This is a genomic window from Streptomyces sp. NPDC107454 (assembly GCF_055582885.1).
The window spans coordinates 573,690-594,556 of record NZ_JBVJPA010000002.1; the positions used below are offsets into that span (position 1 = coordinate 573,690).

Consider the following 20,867-nt stretch of genomic DNA (forward strand, 5'->3'; position numbering starts at 1 on the left):
AGCTTAGAAGCTGTGTCAGAACCGGTGATCCGTGGCGCGGCGTGACGGGCGCCGATGGTACCGGGCCACCGCCAGCCGCCTACGGGGCGTTTTCTGGACGCCATCCTCTACGTGAACCGGAACGGGATCTCCTGGCGTCACCTCTTGCTCGACTACCCGCAACGGCTGCCGACGTAGTAGGTTATAGGTCGACCACTAACGTAGGAGTGAAGATGACAGTCAAGGAAGACGACGCCAACCGCCGCGCCGCTGCCCAGCACGCCCTGGCCGAGCACCTGCGTCTTACCGCCGCAGGACGCGTCGATGAATGGGTGGAGCTGTTCGCCCCGGACGCGGTGCTCGAGTTCCCGTACGCGCCGGCCGGTGTGCCCCAGCGGGTGTCGGGGCGAGAGGCGCTGGTCGCACACATGAGCAACTTTCCCGAGACCTTTGACGTGGAGTTCGTCGACCTGGTGTTCCACAACACGGTCGATCCGAGTCTGGTGATCGCCGAATTCCGCTCGAAGGGCACTGCGCTGCCGACCGGCAAGCCGTACGAGCAGACGTGCATCTCCGTCGTCCGGACCGATGACGACGCGCGCATCACCCACTACCTGGACTACTGGAACCCGCTGGTGGCGATCGAGGCGCTCACGCCCAACGACGTGCCGTCCGACTCTGACCTCAGCGTGACGTTTGGAGGCTGAGGGGAGCCGTGTTTGACTGACGCCCATGCCTGCCGCCGGTACCAGCACGAAGAGCGACGAACGACGTCGGACCATCATGGCCGCCGCGGTCGACTGCTTCGCGCAAAAAGGTTTCTACGGTACGACGACGCACGAGATCGCCGAGTGGGTCGGCATCTCTCAGCCGTATCTCTATCGCCTGTACCCGAACAAGGAAGCGCTGTTCGCGGCGGTGGTCGACCACGTGTCCGTCGTCATGACCGACACGCTGGTCGCTCACTCGCCGGCGTCGGGCGGGGCAGGGTTGGCGCCCGACGCGGCGTTGGATGCCGCACGCGGCGCATACGCCGCGCTCGTCGCGGACCGGAACATCCTGCGTTTCCTCATGCACGCGAACTGTGCCGCCGGCGAGCCGCTGGTGGCGCAGGCCGTGCGCCGGTGCTACGCCAAGCAGGTTGACACCGTCCGGCAGCTGCTGGGCGACGACGACGCCGTGCGGCGCTGGTTCGGCGCCGGAATGCTCGACAACGTGGTCGCCGTGCTGGGTCTGGCCGACATCGATGAGCCGTGGGCGCACGTCCTCACCGCTCGATGACCCGCCACCGGGGGATATGCCCGCGCCGATTGACCCGGCGGTTACAGGAGTGGGACGGCAGCCTGCCAGCCGCGCGAGTGCCGTGCCCGGACCGCTCCACGCTGCTGCCAGCGAGCGAAAGGTAATCCGAGGTCAGCGCAAGGTGGTGGGAGCCAGCCGGATCGTCTGTGGTTGCTGCATCCGGATGCGTATGGGCTTGGGCTTGCCGGCCGCTTTCACCGGCTCGACAGGGTGCGGTGACGTACGGGGTGGTCGGGGAGGGCGGGTGAGGCGGCGGACCATGAGGGTGATGAGGGTCCAGATGATGTGGGCCTCGCTGCGGGAGATGAGCCGCTCGTAGTCGCGCACGTTTCTGCGGGCTCTCATGATCCACGAGATGGCCCGTTCGACTCGCCACCGTTTGGCGAGGACGGCGAAGCCGTCCTGGTCCTTGCGGCGGGGCACCGTCTTGAGGGTGATGCCGAGGAAGGTGTGGGACCAGTCGACGAGGGTTCCGCTGCAGGCGGAGTCCGCCCAGGCGACGGCGAGTTCGGGATGCGTCAGGCGCAGGCGGAACAGCTGGTCGCGGTCGGGGATGCTGTCGTGCGGTGAGGCCTTGGTGACCATGACGGCCAGAGCCATGCCACGCATGTCGACGGCCAGGTGCCGTTTCCGCCCGTTGATCAGCTTCCCGCCGTCGAAGCCGCGGGTGTCCAGGCCCACGGTCTCGGCGCCCTTGACGGACTGGGAGTCCAGGATCACCGCGACGGTGCGGGGATTGAGACCGTCGTGAACACGGACCATCTGGTGCAGCTCGGCAAGGCCAAGGAGAAGCTCGTTACCCTCGACCGCACTCTGGAACGCAGCCGCAGCACCGGCCAGGGCGGTCCCAGCGACCTCGGCATGCCCGTCATCACCAAGCCGTCCGGCTGGTGGAGGCGCAGCTGGAGCGTGAGTCGCCGGGGCAGCTGCTGGTGACACATGTCGAGGAGCACGAACTGGCGTGGGTTGTCTCCTACCAGTCCGCGGAGTACGTGCGGACGGGAGACCCCTCTCAGCTGCTGGTGGGCAATGGCCCATTTCTCGTTGATCGCGTTGATGGCGGGCTGCACTCCATCGGTGTGGTGTCCGCGCACACGGGCGCATGGGAAGAGGACTACCGGACCCGCATCCGGAAGACGGCCACACGAACGACGGTGGACGACCTCCACGACGAGATTCGCCAGACAACAGCAACTCGCGGGCGGATCTTCGCTCTGCACGTCCTGCGGCAGAAGGTTCCGGTGCTTGCTCACGCGGAGGTCATTGAATACGTCAGTGCTCTGCAGAGCGGCTCAGCACCGGCCCATCTCGTGGCTATCTCCACCAAGGCCCTCGTCCCCGAACTCGACCCCGTCCTCAGCGTCCACACCATCCAGCCAGGACAACACGCAGGCTGAGCTCAAGCCACCAGCCGGTAGTCCGGATAATCGTCGGCCATCGCCTTCGAGGCGACCGCGGGCCGGCGCAAGAAGTCCGTCGTCACCTTCGCGGCGACCTGGTCGTCGGCGGCCAGGTCGTGGATCGCGTCCACCTTCTCCTGGACGCTCTCGGGGGTGTCGACCTTCCAGCCCACGATCCGCTTCGCGCTGTCGTGCGTCCACCGCGCCGGACCCCCGCGCGGGTGGGCCGGAGGACTGGCGACCGCCTCGAACCGCTCCTCCTCGTCCGGGATCGACGCGAGGATCTTGTGGATGGTGTGCGAGACGTCCGCGCGGCGGTGCTCCTTGGGCCAGCGCGAGGCCACCCACCGGTAGTCCCGCACCGTAGTGTAGGCGAGGCCGACGTCCTCGGCGAACATCCGCAGCGCCTCACTGACGGTGAACAACTCCTCGCTCCCCGGCGGGTTCACCCCGCCGTGGGCGCGCATAGGCTCGATCTCCCCCGGCCGCGTTCCCAGCCGCCACTGGACGGAACTCATCTCCGCGACCCAGTCCCGGCCCAGCTTCACCAGCTCGTCGTAGCGCTGCCGGGTCACACTGCCGACTATCCCGGCCATCCGGACACCACCCCCACGAGCCCCCAGGGACGACACCCGACCCGTGCCGTCAACTTGCCCTGGAAACCCTCCACTTCGCACCATCCGACCGCCTCGCCCCCGGCGGGAAGAGCGTACGGACCCGGCGCCCGAAGACCTCCCGCAGCCCGGCGGCGTGCGGGCTCACACCTCGTCCGCCTGCGCGCGCCGCGTATGCCAGGCCCGTTTGCGGCAGACGGAAGAGCAGTAGACCGCCGAAACCAGGCGGTCGACCCCGACCGTCCACTCGGCCCCGCACTGCGGGCACTCGGCCCTCACGCCGGCCGTCACCGCCTCGGTCCGCGCCCTCGTCCGCCGCGTCCCACGCCAGTTCCTCGACCGGCAGGCCGACGAACAGAACACCGCCGTCGCCTTCGCCGACGGCATCAACGGGCCACCACACCCCCGGCACAACCTCGGCCCGCCCTCATCGTTTGCGGCGACGGCCAAACGCAGCCGGGGCACCTTGTCCCTGCCCATAGGAGCACCGTACGGCGGCCGACCCCATCCGCCCAGCCGTTGTCTATGGCCGGGTGGCCATAGACAACGAGGCGCTGACCTGTGCAAACAGACTACTCAGCCTGTCATGAAGGACCAGGCACGGGCACTGAGGGCCAGGAGAAATGTCCCCATCGCGACTTCCGGCATGTTGCCTTCCCTCTCGGTGTCGCGTCGGCTCAGCTCACGGGAAAGTCCGCGGCGTGGTCCGCAGCCCACACATCGAACCCCAAAGCCGGGCGGCCCAGGATCCCTTCGACGGTGTCCGTCGCGGGCGAGTTCCCTGCAGCGGCATCATCGAGAAACAGCAAGACGGCTTCCGCCTCGACCGGTGGCATGAACCGAGCAAACTGCGCCAGGGCAGCCTCGCGAGTAAGCCTGTCGACCGCTATGTCCCGGCCGGTGGCGTCGGCGATGGCGTGGGCCTGGTCGCGCTGGGAGATTCGGGCCGGGCCGGTCAGGAGACCGGTGGTGTCGTCGTTGCCGAGCAGCGCTGCGACGGCAACCGCGGCGATGTCGCGTTCGTGGACCGGCGCGGTCAGCGCCTCCGGCTGATACAGCGGCAGTCGTCCCGAAGTCTTGATCGGATATGCCCACCCGAGCGCGTTCGTCGCGAGCACCAGGGGCCGGATCGGCACCACCATCAGATCCGGTGCCGCCCGAAACGCCTCCTCCACCTCCCGGTGCTCTTCGGTTATCGCGTTCCCGCGCGACGAGGGGTGGATCACACTGCCGGACGACATCAAAACGATCCGCTCAACACCAGCGGTACGGGCAGCGGCGATCACACCGTGCACGCCCTCGTGGTGGGCGTACAGGAACACCTGTCCGGCTCCGTCGAATGCGGGCAGGAGACTCTTCGGGTCGGTCAGATCCGCAGCGAACACCTCAACGCCGGCGGGGAACTGCCCCGGCTCCGGACGTCGCGCCGATGCACGGACCGGACTCTGCCGGTCGAGCAGCTCAGCAAGGACACGCCGACCCACGCTGCCTCGAGCACCCATGACCAGGGTGGGCTTAAGGGATACGGTTGCCATGACGGACTCCAATGCGCGTAGAAACTACGCGCCAACCGAGCCACCCCATGGCAACGGGGCGTTCCGACGCATCACCCCATCAGTGTCAACCTACCGCAGAGCGCCCCGAGTGCAGCACCACGGCCTGGTGCAGCGAGGTTTTTCCAACCTGGTTGCGTGGCACGTCGGTTGGCTGAAGACCGCGTCAAGAAAAAGGTGAAGCTCCTGGTAGATGGGTTGTCGACCAAGATCAACCTGTCCGCCCGGAGCTTCATGTGCTTGTCTACCCATCGGGGATCGACCTGTCCGACTCGACCCTGCGCTACCTGTCCGACCTGCTGAGAGCCCGGCGTCGTGAGCGCGGCACGCGCTGGCGCCGCCTGACCGCGGACCGACAGGCTCTGCTCGCGCTGGCACATCTGCGCTGCGGGCACACGTACGCCCAGCTCGCGGCCGGCTTCGGGATCGGGCCGGCCACCGTTTACCGGTACATCTCCGAGGCGGTTGAGGTCCTGGCCGCCCTCGCCCCCACCCTCCCGCAGGCCATGACCGCCGCCGCCAACAAGGCATTCGTAATCCTGGACGGCACCCTGCTGCACATCGACCGCATTGCCATCGACCGCCCCTATTATTCCGGCAAGCACAAGCGCCACGGCATGAACGTCCAGGTCATCGCCGACGCGTTCGGACGGCTGCTCTGGGCCTCACCTGCCCTGCCAGGTGCCGTCCACGACATCAAGGCCGCCCGCACCCACGGCATCATCGAAGCACTCACCCGAGCCGGCGTCCGGACGTGGGCAGACAAGGGATATCAGGGAGCCCGGGGGACGATCGGGGTGCCTTACCGCGGCTGCTGGAGCACCCTCCCAGCAGGGAAGCGGGCGGTGAACTCCTCCCACGCCAGGATCCGAGCCGTCGGAGAGCAGGCCAACGCCACCCTGAAGAGTTGGCGGCTCCTGTGCAAACTCCGTTGCAGCACCACCCGCATCACCGACATCGTCAAGGCCGTCCTGGCCTTGCACCTCGCCACGACAGCCTGAGATCGCTGCGGCTGGAGGCATGGACAAGGACAGTGCCACCATCGACGACAGCAAGGGAGATTGCTCACCGTGACAGACGTCAGAGTCACCTACGACAAGACTGTCAACGCAGCGTACGTATACCTCACCGAACCGCAGGCCTGCGTGACGTCCGCGCGCATGTATCCCTGCGATCCAGTGGACGTCGACGGCATGATCAACCTCGACTTCGACGAGCAGGGCCGCCTCATCGGCATCGAGGTGTTGGCGGCCAGTTCAAAACTGCCCGAGTACCTGCTCCAGTCCGCGGAGCGACTTGACACCGAAGGTGCGTGACCAGCCGAGTACCACGCTCGCGGCGAACAGGTTGGAAAAGGCTCACTGCCCACCTTGTCCGCGCCGTTGATCTCTTCAGGCATGGCATCCACCACCCACCGCGGGCCCGGGGCGCGACCCCTCGGCCGCGGCGAGACCTGTCCCGCTCAAGCCCGAGAGCCAGACCGTAAATACGACGATCACAACGTGCGACCGCAATTGACCGGGTTCTGACCGGAGTCGGGATCCGGATGCGCTCGCGATGCGGTCACCGTGACCGTTCGCCGAACACTTCCTTCCGGACCCGCCAGGCCCTCGTCACACACCGCCGCGAGCAGTGGACCGCGCTCGAACGGCGGTCCACCCCGGCCCTACCAGTACGACGGCCATGGAAACTACGGGGCCTTCGTGCGGCACCGGTTCGAGTTCAAGGTCTGAGCAGCCCAGTCACAACTCTGCCCGGCCAGCGACGCCCGACGCAGCCACGGCCCACGTGGCCCTCGCCATCGGCATACCCGAGGGACCCCCTGCCACAGAGGCCGCGAAGCACACGGTCGAGCCGCTCGTCGTCGAACACCCCGTTGGTCATGAGGGCGAGCAGGCCGACGTCGGCGGCAACGAGACTGTTCCGCGGCAGCCCATGCCCGATGCCCCGTTCACCGCGTAGGTGGCCGGAGCCCGAACCGGCAGGACTGCGATCACACGGTACGACCGACTCGACCAGTGTCGCCGCCAGCGCGGGGCCAGCTCGGTCTCAGCGCAGCCTCCCCACCGCGATCTCCTGATCCACCAGACGCACCCACCTCAGCCGTTGCCGTTCGGGGAACTGCCACGGCGACCGTTCCCCGAACATTTGGGGCAAAGCCACCATTTCTGGCTGACGCGCCTCCACCTGCTGATCCAGGGTTCAGGAACAGGCACTCAGAGTGCGCTGGGCAGCGTCTTCCAGAGGTACGGCCGGTCGGGGGCGGCCTTGAGGGCGCTCAGCACGACCGGGTGCGGTTCGGCGTACAGGACCGGATGGTCGAGCTCATCGAACTCGGGGTCGGGCGTGAAGGCCAGCCGCTCGCCGTCCAGGGAGAACTGGGCGTCCACACCCGGCTTGTTGCCGCGGGGGTCCTGCCGGTGCCAGGCGCCGTTGAACCGCACGGCGACGAGCCCGTGCACCTCGTCGAACTTCTGGTAGCAGAACGCCGTCGGGATGTCCTCGGCCCGCAGCAGCGCGGCCAGGGCGTGGGCCTTCGCGTAGCAGATGCCGGTACGCCGCTCCAGCACGTCGGAGGCACGCCAGGTGACCCGGAGATCGCCGGAGTCCTGCGAGTGCGGGATGGTGTCGCGCACGAATTCGAAGGCCGCCCGCGCATAGGCATACGAGTCGGCGGCCTCCTTGGCCAGCCGCGCGGCCGTCTCCCGTACGAGCGGATGGTGATGGTCGATGACCTCGTCGGCGGCCAAGTAGGCGGACAGGTCGGCGGTGTTCTGGATCAGCTCCATGCCCGGAGAGCATAGGAATGCGATCACCCGAGAGTCAATGACTTTTCAGGTGACCGCATATCTATGCAGGAGCTGCGCTCGGGCTACACGTGAGCCATCTCTTCCTTGAGCGCCGCCACGAACCCGTCGACGTCGTCCTCGGTCGTGTCGAAGGAGCACATCCAGCGGACGTCGCCCGCCGCCTCGTCCCAGAAGTAGAAGCGGTAGCGCTTCTGGAGCCGCTCGCTCACGTCGTGCGGCAGACGCGCGAAGACGGCATTGGCCTGGACCGGGTGGAGGATCTCCACGCCGTGCACCGCACGCACGCCCTCGGCCAGCCGCTGGGCCATCTGGTTGGAGTGGCGGGCGTTGCGCAGCCACAGGTCCTTGGCGAGCAGCGCCTCCAACTGCACGGAGACGAAGCGCATCTTGGAGGCGAGCTGCATGGACAGCTTGCGCAGGTGCTTCATGTGACTGACCGCGTCCTGGTTGAGGACGACGACGGCCTCGCCGTACAGCGCGCCGTTCTTCGTCCCGCCGAGACTCAGCAGGTCGACGCCGACCGCGTTGGTGAACGTCCGCATGGGGACGTCCAGGGAGGCGGCCGCGTTGGCTATCCGGGACCCGTCCAGGTGCACCTTCATGCCGTGCGCGTGGGCGTGGTCGCAGATCGCCCGGATCTCGTCGGGCGTGTAGAGGGTGCCCAGTTCGGTGCTCTGGGTGATCGAGACGACCTGCGGCATCGCACGGTGCTCGTCGTCCCAGCCGTAGGCCTGACGGTCGATCAGCTCGGGGGTGAGCTTGCCGTCGGGCGTGGGCACGGTGAGCAGCTTGAGGCCGCCCATGCGCTCGGGGGCGCCGCCCTCGTCGACGTTGATGTGCGCGCTCTCCGCGCAGATCACCGCGCCCCAGCGGTCGGTGACCGCCTGGAGCGCGACCACGTTCGCGCCGGTCCCGTTGAAGACCGGGAAGGCCTCGGCGGTGGCGCCGAAGTGGCTGCGGATGATCTGCTGGAGGTTCGCCGTGTAGTCGTCCTCGCCGTACGCGACCTGGTGCCCGCCGTTGGCCAGGGCCACGGCGGCGAGCACCTCGGGGTGGGCCCCCGCGTAGTTGTCGCTGGCGAAGCCGCGGACGGCCGGGTCGTGGTGACGCCGGGCGTCGGTCTTCGGAGGGTTCACGGCTTCTCGGTCAGCCACAGACGGTTTCCGTTCACTTCACCGGCGGGCCGTGTCCAGACGTCGGCGATGGCCTCGGCCAGATCCTCGACGTCCGTGAAGCCCGCGAACTTCGCGTTCGGGCGCTCGGCGCGCATCGCGTCGTGCACCAGTGCCTTGACCACCAGGATGGCAGCCGCGGAAGTGGGGCCCTGCTCGCCCCCCGCCTTGCGGAAGTAGTCGGCCATGGCCAGCGTCCACGCCTCGGCGGCGGCCTTGGCGGCGGAGTAGGCGGCGTTGCCCGCGGTGGGCTTGCTCGCGCCCGCGGCGCTGATCAGGAGGTAGCGGCCACGGTCGCTTCGCTGCAAGGCCTCGTGGAACGCGAGGGACGTGTTCTGCACCGTGCGGATGAGCAGCAGCTCCAGGAAGTCCCAGTCGTCGAGGCTCGTCCTGGTGAAGGTCTCGCTGCCCCGCCAGCCACCGACCAGGTGGACCAGGCCGTCGACGTGGCCGAAGTCCTTCTCGATGCGGACGGCCCAGTCGCGGGTCGATTCGAGATCGAGCAGGTCGACCGTGTCGCCCACGACGGTGGCGCCGCCGTGCCCGTAGCGGGCGGCGTCCACGGCCTCCGCGAGCCGCTCGGGATCGTTGTCCGATCCGATGACGGTCGCGCCCGCGTCGGCGAGCCGGGCCAGCGTCGCGCGCCCGGCGGGTCCACCCGCTCCGGCGACCGCGATCACCGCGCCGCTGAGAGGTCCGTTGCCGTTTCCGTGTGACATCGCCTTCGCCTCCTGAACATCCCCGGTACGAGCGCTCACGCGGCGGCCCGCTCGGCGCTCGTCGCGGTGATGCCCTTGGTGGAGGCGATCACGTTCTTCAGTTTCTTGGAGAGCGCCTCATAGAACATGCTCAGCGGAAACTCGTCCGGAAGCACGTCGTCGACGAGCTTACGGGGCGGCTGGGTCAGATCGAGGGCGTCCGGGCCCTTGGCCCAGCGGGAGCCGGGGTGCGGGGCGAGATAGGTGGAGACGAGCTCGTACGCCTTGAACCAGTGGACGAGCTTGGGACGGTCGATGCCGGCCCGGTAGAGCTCCTCGATCTCGGCGCACAGCTCGTTGGTGATCTGCGGGGCACGCTGCCAGTCGATCTGCAGCTTGTTGTCGGTCCAGCGCACGACGTCGTGCTGGTGCAGATAGGCGAAGAGGAGCTGGCCGCCGAGACCGTCGTAGTTGCGGACGCGGTCGCCGGTGACCGGGAAGCGGAACATCCGGTCGAAGAGCACCGCGTACTGCACGTCACGGCCGTGCTGGTGGCCCTCGGCCTCCAGCTTCACGGCCTCCTTGAAGGCGGTGAGGTCGCAGCGCAGCTCTTCGAGGCCGTACATCCAGAACGGCTGCCGCTGCTTGATCATGAAGGGGTCGAACGGCAGGTCACCGTGGCTGTGGGTGCGGTCGTGGACCATGTCCCACAGCACGAAGGCCTGCTCGCAGCGCTCCTGGTCCTGCACCATCGCGGCGATGTCCTCGGGCAGCTGAAGGCCCAGGACGTCCACGGCGGCGTCGGTGACGGCGCGGAAGCGGGCGGCCTCGCGGTCGCAGAAGATGCCACCCCAGGAGAAACGTTCCGGCGCCTCACGCACGGCGATCGTCTCCGGGAAGAGGACGGCCGAGTTGGTGTCGTAGCCCGCCGTGAAGTCCTCGAAGGTGATGCCGCAGAACAGCGGATTGTCGTAGCGGGTGCGCTCCAGCTCCGCCAGCCACTCCGGCCAGACCATGCGCAGCACGACCGCCTCGAAGTTGCGGTCCGGGTTGCCGTTCTGCGTGTACATCGGGAAGACGACCAGGTGCTGGAGGCCGTCCTCGCGGTGCGCGGCGGGCTGGAAGGCCAGCAGGGAGTCCAGGAAGTCCGGCACCTGGAAGCCACCGTCGGCCCAGCGGCGCAGATCCTTCACGAGCGCCTCGTGGTACTCGGCGTCGTGCGGCAGCAGCGGGGCGAGCTGCTCGATGGCATCGACGGCACGGCGTACGGCCAGATCGGCGTCGGCCGTGTCCGGGGCGCCCTCGGCTTCGAAGTCGATCGACCCGTCCTTGGACTGCCAGGGCCGGATCTGCTCCACGGCATCCTTGAGCACAGGCCAAGCCGGGTGCTCCACCACCCTGCCCACGGGAGGAACCCGCTCCTCCACACCCACTGGCACAAGAATTTCCGTCATCTCTCACCCTCCACGGGAGAACCTCGCGTATGCACACCGTATGTAAATGAGGTTCCTTCCCGCAAGGGGAGACTCGACAGATTATCCTGCACCACCCTGTCTTCACCGCTCTTTTTCCTGCCGGATACCGTGAAGGCGACTACTTCCCCTATACGGCGCCGCGCACACGGGCATCCGCGGGAAGGGCCGGGAAGTGGCAGGAGCAACGGCTCCGGGGCGCTCGGGGTCAACCGCCGAAAGACTCGCCCACGCCCGGGTGACGCGCGCCGGCGGCAACGGCCCGCCTCCCCATGCGGCAGACACGCCCTGCCTGGCGTACGAGCGGGTACATCGCGCGGCGGGACGATTAGGCTGCGGCCTTGCCGCGTGGGTGCCGCCGAAACCACGCGCGAGCCGAGCCGCCGTCGACGGAAGCGAGTCGAATCTTGAACTTCCTCACCATCGGTCATCGCGGAGTGATGGGTGTCGAACCCGAGAACACCCTCCGTTCCTTCATCGCCGCCCAGCACGCGGGCCTCGACCTGATCGAACTCGATCTGCATCTGAGCAAGGACGGCGCGCTGGTCGTCATGCATGACGCGGACGTGGACCGTACGACCGACGGCTCGGGGCCGATCGCCGAGATGACCCTCGCCGAGCTGCGCGCCCTGGACGCCGGGCACGGTGAGCGCGTGCCCGTCTTCGAAGAGGTCCTGGACGCCGTCAGGGCGCCGCTGCAGGCCGAGATCAAGGACACGGCGGCGGCACGGGCGCTCGCCGAGGTGATGCACCGGCGCGATCTGGTGGGGCGGGTCGAGGTGTCGTCGTTCCACGACGAGGCGATCGCCGAGATCACACGGCTCGTGCCGGGCGTCCGCACGGCGCTCATCGCGAGCCGCTACGGCGTCGATGTCGTGGACCGCGCCGTGGAGGCCGGCGCCGCCACCGTCTGCCTCAACATCCGCCGGCTGACCCTGGAGGTCGTCGAGCACGCCCGTAAGGCCGATCTCAGGATCATCGGCTGGGTGGTGAACACCCAGGACCACCTGCGGCTGGTGCGCGCCCTGGAGCTGGACGGCGCGACCACCGACTACCCCCAGATCAAACGCACCGGCCGCTTCACGGCCTGAGGATCACTTCGGCGGTTACGCCAGGGGCTTGACCAGCAGCTCGAACTGCAGGTCGGCGCGCTGCGGAATGCCGAAGCGCTCGTCGCCGTACGGGAAGGGCGTCATCTGTCCCGTACGGCGGTAGCCGCGCCGCTCGTACCAGGCGATGAGGTCCTCGCGCGCGGAGATCACGGTCATGTGCATCTCCGTGACCCCCCAGGTCTCGTGGGCGTGCCGTTCCGCCTCGGCGATGATGACCTTGCCGAGGCCGCCGCCCTGGAGGGCGGGGCTGACCGCGAACATGCCGAAGTAGGCGTGGTCGCCACGGTGTTCGAGTTGGCAGCAGGCGACGACGACGCCGTCCCGCTCCACGGTCAGCAGGCGGCTGTCCGGCGACTTGATGACGGCGCGCACGCCCTCCGGGTCGGTCCGCTGACCTTCGAGGATGTCCGCCTCGGTGGTCCAGCCGGTCCGGCTGGAGTCCCCGCGGTAGGCCGACTCGATCAGCGCGACGAGGGCGTCCACATCGGCGTCGGTGGCATCGCGGAAGGTCAGTCCGGTGGCGGCGGCGGTGTCCATGGAACGGTTCTCCGAAATCTCTGGCGCGGCTCGGGCACCGCTGAGCGTAACGCCCCCGCCCTTGAGGCCCTAGGCTCCGGGTGCATGGTGCATGTACTGAGCAGTCGGATCCTTCTGCGGCCCACCGACCCGGAACGCTCCCGCTCCTTCTACGGCGAGCGGCTGGGGCTCGCCGTCCACCGGGAGTTCGGGACGGGGCCCGAGCGCGGCACGGTCTACTTCCTCGGCGGCGGCTTCCTGGAGGTCTCGGGCCGCTCCGAGGCCCCGCCCTCACCCGCGCTCAGGCTGTGGCTCCAGGTGGCCGACGCCGACGCGGCGTACGAGGAGCTGTCGGCGGCCGGGGTCGACATCGTGCGCCCGCCGGTGAAGGAGCCGTGGGGGCTGATCGAGATGTGGATCGCGGATCCTGACGGTGTCGAGATCGTGCTCGTGGAGATCCCGGCGGATCATCCGCTGCGCTACCGCCCCGGAATCTGAGCGCACGACGCCCGGCACCGGATGGCCACGGCCCGGGCACGGGCATAGCGTGCTGGAGGGGCCTTCTGGCGGAAGGGCGGAGGAACGTCATGAAGCTCGACAAGCCGGTGCCCGGCGGTCCGTGCTGGACCGAGCTCGGGACCAGCGATCTGGAGGCGGCCAAGCGCTTCTACGCCGATCTGTTCGGCTGGCGCCCGGAGACCGACCCGCGCCAGGAGGCGGGCGGCTACACGGTCGCGCACCTCGGCGACGCGCCGGTCGCCGCGATCTCCCCGCTGTACCAGGAGTCGCAGCCCGTCGCCTGGAACGTGTCGTTCGCCGTGGCCGACGCGGACACCGCCGTGGACGCGGTGCAGGCCGCGGGCGGCACGGTCGTCCTCGGCCCGATGGACGTGTTCGACGTCGGGCGTTTCGCAGTGGCGTTCGACCCGACCGGCGCGGCCTTCCAGCTGTGGCAGGCGCGGGCCTTCCCGGGCGCGGGGCTGTTCAACGCGCCCGGCGCGCTCGGCTGGGTGGAGTTGCTGACGCGCGCCCCGGACCGGGCCGTCGAGTTCTACACCACGGTCTTCGGCTGGACCGTGAACGCCTCCGAGCACTACACGCAGTGGGGCATCGGGGGAGCCGACTTCGGCGGCATGGTGGCGATGGACGACAACTTCCCGCACGCGCTGCCGCCGCACTGGCTGCCGTACTTCGCCGTCGAGGACGTGGACGCCGCCGCGAACGCCACCGTCGGGGCGGGCGGCAGCATCCTCATGGAGCCCACGTCCGTGCCGCAGGGCCCCCGGATCGCCGTCCTGCGGGACCCGCAGGGGGCGTACTTCGGGGTTCATGTGGCGGGCGAGGAGGGCTAGGGGGACGAGGGGGACGCTCGACCGGAACTCATGCCAGGGGTGTCACCGCCACCTGGTCGATGACCGGCGCGTACGCGGAGCGCTGCTGGTGGGCGTTGGTGGTGTCGCCGTCGAAGTCGGGCCGTTCGTCGGCGGTGAAGGTGAGGGTGTTGGTGCCCTTGTTCAGGGTGACGGGGACGGTGAGGTCCCAGAAGTTGTTGAAGTGGAAGGTGGTGGGGAAGAGGATCCGGTGCGCCGGCGCCCCGTTCACGGACAGGTCCGCGTGGCGGCAGACCGGATCGGGGTTGTAGTGGGTGGCCGGGGGCTGCTCGCCGTTGGAGTAGCGGACGGTCACGGCATGACGTCCGGTGCGTGCCGCCGTGACGGTCAGGGTGAGGGCGTTGTCCGGCCCCCTGCCGATGCCCTCGACCGCCTTCCCGCCGGTGGCGAAGGTGTGGGCGCCCGTCACCTTGGCCTCGCCGGTCACCGTGCCCTCCTCGGCGGGGTACACGGTGGTATTGAGGCGTCCGGTTCCCGGTCCCACCCACAGCCGGTCGAGGACGAGGCGCTCCGAAGTGCCGGTCACCGTCAGTTTGTTGATGCCGCCGGCCAGGAACAGCGGGATCCCGTCCGGGTCGAGGCCTCCCACCTCCACCCCGTTGACCGTCAACAGCCCTTCCCCCGGGCCGATGTGATCGACCGTCACCAGGGCCTCGCCGTCGGCGGCCGCGTGCGCCCAGAACGTGGCGCTTCCTCCTGGCGGCAGCAGTACGGCACCCGGCCCGCGGGCGCCGTGGTGCTCGTACGTGACGCGGGCGCCGGCGCCGAGGCCCGCGTACGCGGCCTCGTACAGCGCGGGCGCGGTCACTTGAGCGTCCTGCAGGACGAGGTCGATCCGGTCGATGAGCGCGTCGCCCTTGGTGGCGCCGAGGTCGGGGTCCCGCGCGGAGAGGGTGAGCGTGTGCGCGCCCGCCGTCAGTTCCACCCGGGTGTCGGTGTGCCCCCAGACGACCGGCTTGTAGCCGAGGGGGAGCCGCAGTTCCTGGGGGTCCGCTCCGTCGACCCGCAGGAAGACGTTGGTGGGGCCCTGCTCCCGCACGAGTTCGTGGAGGTTGTGGGAGCCCGCGAGGACGCTCAGGTCGTACGTCCCGTCCCGCGGGACCTCGATGGAGAAGGCGACGGCGAGGTCGGAGCCGGTGCGGAGGCCGGCGACGTGGTAGGTGCCCGAGGTGGCGAACCTGTCGACGTCGCAGGGGGATCCCTCGGGCCCGTTCCTCGTGTGCCCCTCGCCCGTGCAGGTCGCGTTCTCCGCGTGGTACGACCGGCGCCAGCCGATCGAGGGCGGGGCGAGGACCCCGTCCCCGCCGGGCGAGAGGATCACCTCGTAGGCGGACATCGCGTCGAGGTCGGCGAGGGGAAGGACCACCCTGCCTTCGCCGACTGGCAGTTCGAGATCCTTGATGCGCAAGGGCTGTGCCGAGGCGCCGACTTGGCCGGTCCACGGGATCTCGTGGAGCCTGGCGTGGACCGTGCCGCCGAAGAGCTGGGTGGGGACGTTCTCGAAGACGAGATCCGCGGCGCCGCCGCTGCCGCCGAACAGGGCACGGGCCTGGCGCTTGTCCGGGTCGAGCGTGGCGACGCCCTGGAGGGTGTACTGGGCGTTGGGGTGCGGCGCCCGCACCTGGACCGTGCGGCCGGTCATCCGGCCGTAGGTGTGGAACAGCCACCACTGGCCGTTGCCCTTGTTCGCCTCGACCGCCGAGTCGTTGAGGTTGCCGTCGATGTTCCAGTACGCCATGTCGGCGTCGATCTTCGACTCCTCGATGGCGGAGATCCACTGGATCATCTGCCCGGGCACGGAGAGGTGGTAGTTGTGCGCGTACTCGTTGATGTTGACGGGGAGGGGGCCGATCCCCACCTCCCGTTCCATGGCGCGGTACTTGGCGACGTTCGTACGGATCGCGGCGGGTGTCGACAGCTCGTGCCAGGTCACCACGTCCGGGAGGACGTCGTGGGCCTTGGCGAACTCCAGGAAGCCTCGTACCTCCTCGTACAGGACGCAGGTGTTGGGGCCCGCGATGCGCGCGTGCGGGTCGAGGCCCTTGATGAGGTGGTGGAGGTCCTTCCAGGCGGCGAAGTAGTGCCGCGGGTCGGTGTGCCAGGAAGTCCTGTCGTAGCTCCACTCCCCCGTGCCGAACATGTTGCCTTCGGGTTCGTTGAACGGTACGTAGACGATGTGGGACTTGAGGGCACCCGTCGTCAGGACCTGCCTGACCTGCTTCTCCACCCTGGCCCGGTAGTCGGCGAGGCGTTCCTCGCCGGTGGCGCCGGGCCACTGGTAGGGGAAGCCGCGGTAGATGTCGGTCATGTAGAGGTAGACGTCCCTGCCGCCGCAGTCCACGAAGGAGGGCAGGATGTCGAGGGCGTCGGCGCCGGGGTGCTGGGTGCCGTCCTGGGCCTTGGTCGACACCGTGCGCACGTACATGCCCTCGACCACGTTGCGGCTGGGCACCCCGTCGCCGTACAGGCCGTAGAGCGTGCCGCTCGCCCCGCCGTGGAAGGCGCCGGTGTCGGTGCCGAGGTCGATGGTGAGCGTCTCGGTGTCTGCTGCCACTGCGCCTCCGCGGTCACACTGCATGTTCGACATCCCGTACGTCAGCCGGAACTCCGAACCGGGCGAGGCTGAACGTAGGAGCGGCGCGCTGCTCATGTCAACGGCGCGTGCCCCCGAAGCCAGTCCCCCCCGGGCCGCCTCAGACGCGTGGCACCCCGAGACGGCCTTCGAGCTGACCGAGCAACTCACCGAGCAGATCGGCGAGTTCGCGTTGACGGCCGAGGTCTATCCCGGACAGGGCCGCCGTCTCGTACGCGAGCTGCTGGGGCAGGATGCCGTCGACGAGGTCGCGGCCCGCGTCCGTGAGCCGGACGTGCGCGACCCGGCGGTCGCGGGTGTCACCGCGGCGCTCGACCAGGCCGCGCTCGGTCAGCTGCTTCAGGCGCTTGGTGACGGCGGCACCGGAGGAGAACGTCTCGCGGGCGATCTCACTGGGGGTCAGCTCGTGACCGGTGCGGCGCAGGGTCCCGAGGACGTCGAACTCCGGACGGGTGAGCCCGGCCCGGCGCAACGGAGCGTCCTCGGCCTGCTGGAGCAGCGCGGCCGAACGGTTGATCCGGCCGATGATCTCCATCGGCCCGGTGTCGATCCCGGGATGCACGGCCTGCCACTGCCGCACCACGGCAGCCATGGTGTCGACCGGGGGTGGGGTGCCGGGGGGTGTGGGGGTGGGGGTACCTGAGGTGGTTTGGGGGCCTGAGGTGGCCGGCTGCCCGTGCGGCGCCGCGTGCCGAGGTGTCGCCGGGCTCGCAGTGCCGCTCCGGCCGAGTGCCGCGTCCGTCGCGCGCCCATCCGCTGCCGTCATGCCTGTGCGCCCTCCAAGGAGTGCAGTCCCTGCCGCCGTACCGTCGCCGCGAGCGTACGGTGTCCGGACTGTTCGGCCCGCATCACCCGCTCCTCCGGAAGAGCGCGTTGCCACCATTCGCCGGCGGCGGCGTCGGCGGTGGCGCGCAGTTCCACGACGGCACCGGACAGCGCGCGACGGGCGGACTCCAGGGCGCCGGGTTCGGGACGCTCGGCGTCGAGCAGGCCCACGGCACGTTCACGGGCCCGCTCGACGGCGTCGAGGGCGTCCTCGATACGGGCGCCGGCCCGCCGGTTGGTGACCGCGACGGCCGCGACGAAGCCGACCAGCGCACCCACCAGGGTGTCCGCGACCCGGTCGGTCATCAGCTCACCGGGCTGCTGGACGCGGGCGAACTCGGTGATGAGCAGCGCCATGGGGGTCACACAGATGCTGCCGAGCCAGTAGTTGCGGCCGATCAGGGCCTCGGCGCCGAAGTTGAGGGCGAGGCACAGCAGGACGAGGACCGCCTGGCTGAGATGGGCCAGTGGGGCGAGCACGGCGAACAACAGGACGCCGATCAGGTTGCCGACGACGCGCTGCACTCCCCGACTCCAGGTCAGGGTGATGTTGGCCTGGTAGAGCGAGGCGGCGGTGACCAGCGCCCAGTAGGGGCGGCCGACGCCGAGCGCGAGCGACGCGTATCCGGCGAGGGCACAGCCGAGCGCGGTGCGCAGGGCGATCGGGGCGAGTGGGCCCAGGCGACGGAACAAGGGGGTCGGGGGCACGGCGAGTTCGACGTCCACGCCCAGGAGTTCGTCGGCGGCTTCCCCGAGGTCGTCCGGACGAGGTACGAGCCCGGCGCCCCGCACCTCGCGCGCCCACGCCCGCAGCCGCTCGGGCTCTGTGTCGGCGGGCGCGGCGATCGCCACCTCGGCACGCACGACTAGCAGTTCCAGGGCGCGCCGGGGCGCGCTGCGGGCGCCGGTGGAGAGCAGCGACTGCCAGGCTCCGTGCACGGCGGCGGCCGCGGCGGCGCGCGCCCGGGCGGCCCCGTCACCGGTGCCCACTGTCTCGGCGTAGGTGGCCGCGGCGTTCAGCGCGTGCGCCGTCGCGCGGCGCTCGGGCCCGTGCGGGCGGACGAGTCCGGGTGCCATGCCGACGATCCACGCCCAGGCACCCGCCGCGGCGCCCAGCGCGAGATGGCCGGGAACCTGGCCGAGCGTCTGCGGCACGAACAGGGACGCGGAGCTGATGAAGGCGAGGACCACGTGACCGGGCGGCCCGATGCGCGTGGCGTCGCACAGCGCCTTCTGCACGGCGGCCAGCAGCGCGCCGAGGGTGACCAGCACGACGGCGTTCGTCGTGAGCGAGGCCGCGGTCAGCGCGACGGCGAGGCCGCCGAGCATGCCGAGGACGACCCAGGCGAGCGCGCGGGCGCGGGCGGCGTACGGACGGTTGTGGGCGTAGAGCGCGCAGAGCGATCCGGCCATGGTGTACATCGCCAGATCGAGCCGCCCGAGCGCGAGAAGCGTCAGATTCGGCGGGGCGATCGAGGCGACCGCGCTCAGCGCGGGCTTGAACCAGATGTCGGCGGGGCGGCCGAGCCGCAGCACACCGGCCAGCGGGAGACGACGTCCACGAGAGCGGTGACGTCCATGGGGGCGTCGGCGTACGCGGGGGGTCTGGGGGGTCGCACTGCTCATACCTTCAAGCTTAGCAGGTGTTTTACTCGTGAAATATATTCTCTCCTAGCCACCCACCTGCGACGCACCCCCGCACGCTCCCCGTGTACACCTGTGCGCTCGCTTGCGCACCGCCCCGCCCGGGCATGCCCTGACCGACTGTCCGACATCAACGACTGTCCGACTCCGTCGAGCGGGGAGGTACGCGGTGCACGGACCGGCGTCACCCGGCTGGCTGCTCGTAGCGCTGTGCGCGGCGAGCGGGGCCTACTGCCTGTTGCGGATGCGCAGCCCCGTCGAGGAACAGCGCCGCACCGCGGGCGCCGAGGCGCTCATGGGGTTCGGCATGGCCGCGATGGCCGTGCCCGCCGCGGCGGCCACTCCGCCGCGCTGGGCCTGGTTCGCGTACGCCGTGGTGTTCGCTGCCGCCGCCGTGCGTGCCCTGTGGTCGGTCCGCAGCAGCCCGCACCATCTGCACCATCTGGTCGGGGCCTGCGCCATGGTCTACATGGCCGCCGCGATGGCCGCCTCCCCCGGGCACCACGAGCACGGCGGCGGCGGTTCCGGGATTCCGCTGGTCACGGGGGCGCTCCTGGTCTACTTCGTCGGCTACGTGCTGCGCTCCGGGGCCCGGCTGCTGCCGGTCGCGGCGGTGGCCGGCGACTCGGGGACACTCCGCGGCGCCCCCCGGCCCCTCGGCTGGGGCGACCGCCCCGAGCTGTCACAGGCGTGCCGTCTGTCCATGGGGATCGCGATGCTGGCCATGCTGGTCACGCTCTGAGCGCCGCTCCCGCCCCGGTCATGTGAAACCGTGGCGTACGTCACTTTGTCGTCGCGGGCCGTATCCCCCGGCGACGCTCCGCTCATAGGCTTCACCCCATGATGGTCCCCGCGGCACTGTTGCTGCTCGGCGCCCTGGCCGCCGTGGTCGCTCCACGACTGCTCGCCCGGGCGGACTGGCCGGACCATGAACCCGTGGTCGCCCTGTGGGCGTGGCAGTGCGTGGTGGCGGCCGTTCTGCTGTGCTGCGTCCTGTCGATGACGCTCAGCGCGGCCGCCGCGTGGGTGGCGGTGCGCGGCCATGTCTTCGCCCCCGCTCCGCACTCCGTCGTGGACGCCTACGCGTTGAGCAAGGGGAGCCCGTGGGCCGCGACGACCGCCGTGGCGCTCGCCTGCGGCGGTGCCTGGACCGCGGCGATGCTGGTCCGCGAGGTGCTGCGGGCCCGGGCCCACCATCGGCAGAGCCGTGATGAACTCCTCGTACGCGCGCCGCTGTTGCCCGGTGAGGAGCCGAGCAGTGACCGGCTGGTGGTGCTGGAGGGCGAGCGTCCCGACGCCTGGTGGCTGCCCGGGACCACTCCCCGACTGGTCGTCACCACAGCCGCGTTGCGCCGTCTCAAAGGGCGTCAGCTGGACGCCGTGCTCGCCCACGAACAGGGTCACGCGCAGGCCCGGCACGACTGGCTGCTGCACTGTTCGGCCGCGCTCGCCGTCGGCTTTCCGCAGGTGCCCGTGTTCGCCGCGTTCCGCGACGAGATGCACCGCCTGGTCGAACTCGCCGCCGACGACATGGCCTCCCGCCGCTTCGGCCGCCTCACGACCGCCCTCGCGCTGGTGGAACTGAACGAGGACCGGGGCGTGTTCGGCCCCTGTCCGACTCCGCAGGCCCATGTCCCGCAGCGAGTGCACCGCCTGCTTGCTCCCCCGGACCGGCTGACGCCGTCGCGGCGGCTGCGACTGACGGCGGCGGCCACGCTGGTGCCGGTGATCCCCCTGCTGGTGGCGTTCGTACCGGGCCTGCGGGCGCTCGGCTAGCCGCGCCGGC

General features: G+C 69.8%; 23 protein-coding genes. 12 read left to right on the top strand and 11 right to left on the bottom strand.

Translation table 11 applies throughout. The features are described from left to right. Window positions 1-212 precede the first annotated feature (212 nt). Window positions 213-686 (top strand): nuclear transport factor 2 family protein, encoded by a 474-nt coding sequence (locus ACZ69M_RS06735; RefSeq protein WP_470047556.1) that lies wholly within the window; start codon window positions 213-215, stop codon window positions 684-686. 25 nt (window positions 687-711) lie between these two features. Continuing rightward, window positions 712-1,260, top strand: a complete 549-nt coding sequence (locus tag ACZ69M_RS06740) for a TetR/AcrR family transcriptional regulator (RefSeq protein WP_470047238.1) — start codon at window positions 712-714, stop codon at window positions 1,258-1,260. A 132-nt stretch (window positions 1,261-1,392) separates the two neighbouring features. On the opposite strand, the gene ACZ69M_RS06745 is transcribed toward ACZ69M_RS06740, so the two are convergent. Next, complete coding sequence (locus tag ACZ69M_RS06745) at window positions 1,393-2,043, bottom strand: transposase (RefSeq protein WP_470047240.1); 651 nt, start codon at window positions 2,041-2,043, stop codon at window positions 1,393-1,395. Between ACZ69M_RS06745 and ACZ69M_RS06750 the strand changes: the two genes are divergently transcribed. Beyond that, window positions 2,029-2,217, top strand: coding sequence for a hypothetical protein (locus ACZ69M_RS06750; RefSeq protein WP_470047242.1), 189 nt, complete (start codon window positions 2,029-2,031; stop codon window positions 2,215-2,217). The two genes, ACZ69M_RS06745 and ACZ69M_RS06750, sit on opposite strands and share 15 nt — an antisense overlap. Next, the gene (locus ACZ69M_RS06755; RefSeq protein WP_470047244.1) at window positions 2,172-2,678 is read left to right on the top strand and encodes a YrhB domain-containing protein; all 507 of its coding nucleotides are present in this window, start codon (window positions 2,172-2,174) and stop codon (window positions 2,676-2,678) included. Before ACZ69M_RS06750 ends, ACZ69M_RS06755 begins: the two co-directional genes overlap by 46 nt. A gap of 2 nt (window positions 2,679-2,680) precedes the next feature. Here ACZ69M_RS06755 and ACZ69M_RS06760 read toward each other — a convergent pair whose 3' ends face one another. Both ACZ69M_RS06760 and ACZ69M_RS06765 read right to left on the bottom strand, forming a co-directional pair. Beyond that, window positions 2,681-3,277: a DUF6192 family protein gene (locus tag ACZ69M_RS06760; RefSeq protein ID WP_470047246.1), complete on the bottom strand. Its 597-nt coding sequence runs from the start codon at window positions 3,275-3,277 to the stop codon at window positions 2,681-2,683. A gap of 695 nt (window positions 3,278-3,972) precedes the next feature. Then, the gene (locus ACZ69M_RS06765; protein WP_470047248.1) at window positions 3,973-4,830 is read right to left on the bottom strand and encodes an SDR family oxidoreductase; all 858 of its coding nucleotides are present in this window, start codon (window positions 4,828-4,830) and stop codon (window positions 3,973-3,975) included. A 254-nt stretch (window positions 4,831-5,084) separates the two neighbouring features. On the opposite strand from ACZ69M_RS06765, the gene ACZ69M_RS06770 reads away from it, so the two are divergent. From ACZ69M_RS06770 to ACZ69M_RS06780, 3 genes are all read left to right on the top strand, one after another. Continuing rightward, window positions 5,085-5,849 carry a transposase family protein gene (locus ACZ69M_RS06770; protein ID WP_470047250.1) on the top strand — a complete coding sequence of 255 codons (765 nt, stop codon included), beginning with the start codon at window positions 5,085-5,087 and terminating at the stop codon, window positions 5,847-5,849. A gap of 69 nt (window positions 5,850-5,918) precedes the next feature. Next, window positions 5,919-6,164, top strand: coding sequence for a DUF2283 domain-containing protein (locus tag ACZ69M_RS06775; RefSeq protein ID WP_470047251.1), 246 nt, complete (start codon window positions 5,919-5,921; stop codon window positions 6,162-6,164). Between the two features lie 472 nt (window positions 6,165-6,636). Beyond that, entirely contained in the window at window positions 6,637-6,810 is a 174-nt protein-coding gene (locus ACZ69M_RS06780; RefSeq protein WP_470047253.1) for a hypothetical protein, read from the top strand. Window positions 6,811-7,064: 254 nt separating this feature from the next. Here ACZ69M_RS06780 and ACZ69M_RS06785 read toward each other — a convergent pair whose 3' ends face one another. The 4 genes from ACZ69M_RS06785 to ACZ69M_RS06800 all read right to left on the bottom strand — a co-directional run bounded on the left by ACZ69M_RS06785 (window position 7,065) and on the right by ACZ69M_RS06800 (window position 10,982). Further along, a complete protein-coding gene (locus tag ACZ69M_RS06785) occupies window positions 7,065-7,637 on the bottom strand; it encodes a transglutaminase domain-containing protein (protein ID WP_470047255.1) in 573 nt (190 codons plus the stop codon). A gap of 83 nt (window positions 7,638-7,720) precedes the next feature. Further along, window positions 7,721-8,794 (bottom strand): threonine aldolase family protein, encoded by a 1,074-nt coding sequence (locus tag ACZ69M_RS06790; protein WP_470047257.1) that lies wholly within the window; start codon window positions 8,792-8,794, stop codon window positions 7,721-7,723. After that, the gene (locus tag ACZ69M_RS06795; protein ID WP_470047259.1) at window positions 8,791-9,549 is read right to left on the bottom strand and encodes an SDR family NAD(P)-dependent oxidoreductase; all 759 of its coding nucleotides are present in this window, start codon (window positions 9,547-9,549) and stop codon (window positions 8,791-8,793) included. Before ACZ69M_RS06795 ends, ACZ69M_RS06790 begins: the two co-directional genes overlap by 4 nt. A gap of 35 nt (window positions 9,550-9,584) precedes the next feature. After that, window positions 9,585-10,982, bottom strand: coding sequence for a DUF6421 family protein (locus ACZ69M_RS06800; protein WP_470047261.1), 1,398 nt, complete (start codon window positions 10,980-10,982; stop codon window positions 9,585-9,587). 425 nt (window positions 10,983-11,407) lie between these two features. Between ACZ69M_RS06800 and ACZ69M_RS06805 the strand changes: the two genes are divergently transcribed. Continuing rightward, window positions 11,408-12,091 (top strand): glycerophosphodiester phosphodiesterase, encoded by a 684-nt coding sequence (locus tag ACZ69M_RS06805; protein WP_352050890.1) that lies wholly within the window; start codon window positions 11,408-11,410, stop codon window positions 12,089-12,091. Between the two features lie 15 nt (window positions 12,092-12,106). Here ACZ69M_RS06805 and ACZ69M_RS06810 read toward each other — a convergent pair whose 3' ends face one another. Next, the gene (locus tag ACZ69M_RS06810) at window positions 12,107-12,649 is read right to left on the bottom strand and encodes a GNAT family N-acetyltransferase (RefSeq protein ID WP_470047263.1); all 543 of its coding nucleotides are present in this window, start codon (window positions 12,647-12,649) and stop codon (window positions 12,107-12,109) included. Between the two features lie 84 nt (window positions 12,650-12,733). On the opposite strand from ACZ69M_RS06810, the gene ACZ69M_RS06815 reads away from it, so the two are divergent. Beyond that, window positions 12,734-13,126, top strand: a complete 393-nt coding sequence (locus ACZ69M_RS06815) for a VOC family protein (protein ID WP_470047265.1) — start codon at window positions 12,734-12,736, stop codon at window positions 13,124-13,126. Between the two features lie 89 nt (window positions 13,127-13,215). Continuing rightward, window positions 13,216-13,980 carry a VOC family protein gene (locus ACZ69M_RS06820; protein ID WP_470047267.1) on the top strand — a complete coding sequence of 255 codons (765 nt, stop codon included), beginning with the start codon at window positions 13,216-13,218 and terminating at the stop codon, window positions 13,978-13,980. 28 nt (window positions 13,981-14,008) lie between these two features. Here the strand turns inward: ACZ69M_RS06820 and ACZ69M_RS06825 are convergent, their stop codons facing one another. From ACZ69M_RS06825 to ACZ69M_RS06835, 3 genes are all read right to left on the bottom strand, one after another. Then, window positions 14,009-16,597: a cellulosome protein gene (locus tag ACZ69M_RS06825; protein ID WP_470047269.1), complete on the bottom strand. Its 2,589-nt coding sequence runs from the start codon at window positions 16,595-16,597 to the stop codon at window positions 14,009-14,011. A gap of 115 nt (window positions 16,598-16,712) precedes the next feature. Further along, complete coding sequence (locus tag ACZ69M_RS06830; protein WP_470047271.1) at window positions 16,713-17,204, bottom strand: MarR family winged helix-turn-helix transcriptional regulator; 492 nt, start codon at window positions 17,202-17,204, stop codon at window positions 16,713-16,715. 170 nt (window positions 17,205-17,374) lie between these two features. Then, window positions 17,375-19,063, bottom strand: coding sequence for an FUSC family protein (locus ACZ69M_RS06835; RefSeq protein WP_470047273.1), 1,689 nt, complete (start codon window positions 19,061-19,063; stop codon window positions 17,375-17,377). A gap of 187 nt (window positions 19,064-19,250) precedes the next feature. On the opposite strand from ACZ69M_RS06835, the gene ACZ69M_RS06840 reads away from it, so the two are divergent. Both ACZ69M_RS06840 and ACZ69M_RS06845 read left to right on the top strand, forming a co-directional pair. Further along, window positions 19,251-19,823, top strand: coding sequence for a DUF5134 domain-containing protein (locus ACZ69M_RS06840; RefSeq protein WP_470047275.1), 573 nt, complete (start codon window positions 19,251-19,253; stop codon window positions 19,821-19,823). A 98-nt stretch (window positions 19,824-19,921) separates the two neighbouring features. Further along, a complete protein-coding gene (locus tag ACZ69M_RS06845) occupies window positions 19,922-20,857 on the top strand; it encodes a M56 family metallopeptidase (RefSeq protein WP_470047277.1) in 936 nt (311 codons plus the stop codon). Window positions 20,858-20,867: the final 10 nt, after the last annotated feature.

What these genes read in the sequence shown, in the direction of transcription:
- ACZ69M_RS06735 (WP_470047556.1), top strand. Translation starts at nt 213, where the DNA reads ATGACAGTCAAGGAAGACGACGCCAACCGCCGCGCCGCTGCCCAGCAC.
- ACZ69M_RS06740 (WP_470047238.1), top strand. Translation starts at nt 712, where the DNA reads ATGCCTGCCGCCGGTACCAGCACGAAGAGCGACGAACGACGTCGGACC.
- ACZ69M_RS06745 (WP_470047240.1), bottom strand. Translation starts at nt 2,043, where the DNA reads ATGGTCCGTGTTCACGACGGTCTCAATCCCCGCACCGTCGCGGTGATC.
- ACZ69M_RS06760 (WP_470047246.1), bottom strand. Translation starts at nt 3,277, where the DNA reads ATGGCCGGGATAGTCGGCAGTGTGACCCGGCAGCGCTACGACGAGCTG.
- ACZ69M_RS06765 (WP_470047248.1), bottom strand. Translation starts at nt 4,830, where the DNA reads ATGGCAACCGTATCCCTTAAGCCCACCCTGGTCATGGGTGCTCGAGGC.
- ACZ69M_RS06785 (WP_470047255.1), bottom strand. Translation starts at nt 7,637, where the DNA reads ATGGAGCTGATCCAGAACACCGCCGACCTGTCCGCCTACTTGGCCGCC.
- ACZ69M_RS06795 (WP_470047259.1), bottom strand. Translation starts at nt 9,549, where the DNA reads ATGTCACACGGAAACGGCAACGGACCTCTCAGCGGCGCGGTGATCGCG.
- ACZ69M_RS06800 (WP_470047261.1), bottom strand. Translation starts at nt 10,982, where the DNA reads ATGACGGAAATTCTTGTGCCAGTGGGTGTGGAGGAGCGGGTTCCTCCC.
- ACZ69M_RS06810 (WP_470047263.1), bottom strand. Translation starts at nt 12,649, where the DNA reads ATGGACACCGCCGCCGCCACCGGACTGACCTTCCGCGATGCCACCGAC.
- ACZ69M_RS06815 (WP_470047265.1), top strand. Translation starts at nt 12,734, where the DNA reads ATGGTGCATGTACTGAGCAGTCGGATCCTTCTGCGGCCCACCGACCCG.
- ACZ69M_RS06820 (WP_470047267.1), top strand. Translation starts at nt 13,216, where the DNA reads ATGAAGCTCGACAAGCCGGTGCCCGGCGGTCCGTGCTGGACCGAGCTC.
- ACZ69M_RS06825 (WP_470047269.1), bottom strand. Translation starts at nt 16,597, where the DNA reads ATGCAGTGTGACCGCGGAGGCGCAGTGGCAGCAGACACCGAGACGCTC.
- ACZ69M_RS06830 (WP_470047271.1), bottom strand. Translation starts at nt 17,204, where the DNA reads ATGGCTGCCGTGGTGCGGCAGTGGCAGGCCGTGCATCCCGGGATCGAC.
- ACZ69M_RS06835 (WP_470047273.1), bottom strand. Translation starts at nt 19,063, where the DNA reads ATGAGCAGTGCGACCCCCCAGACCCCCCGCGTACGCCGACGCCCCCAT.
- ACZ69M_RS06845 (WP_470047277.1), top strand. Translation starts at nt 19,922, where the DNA reads ATGATGGTCCCCGCGGCACTGTTGCTGCTCGGCGCCCTGGCCGCCGTG.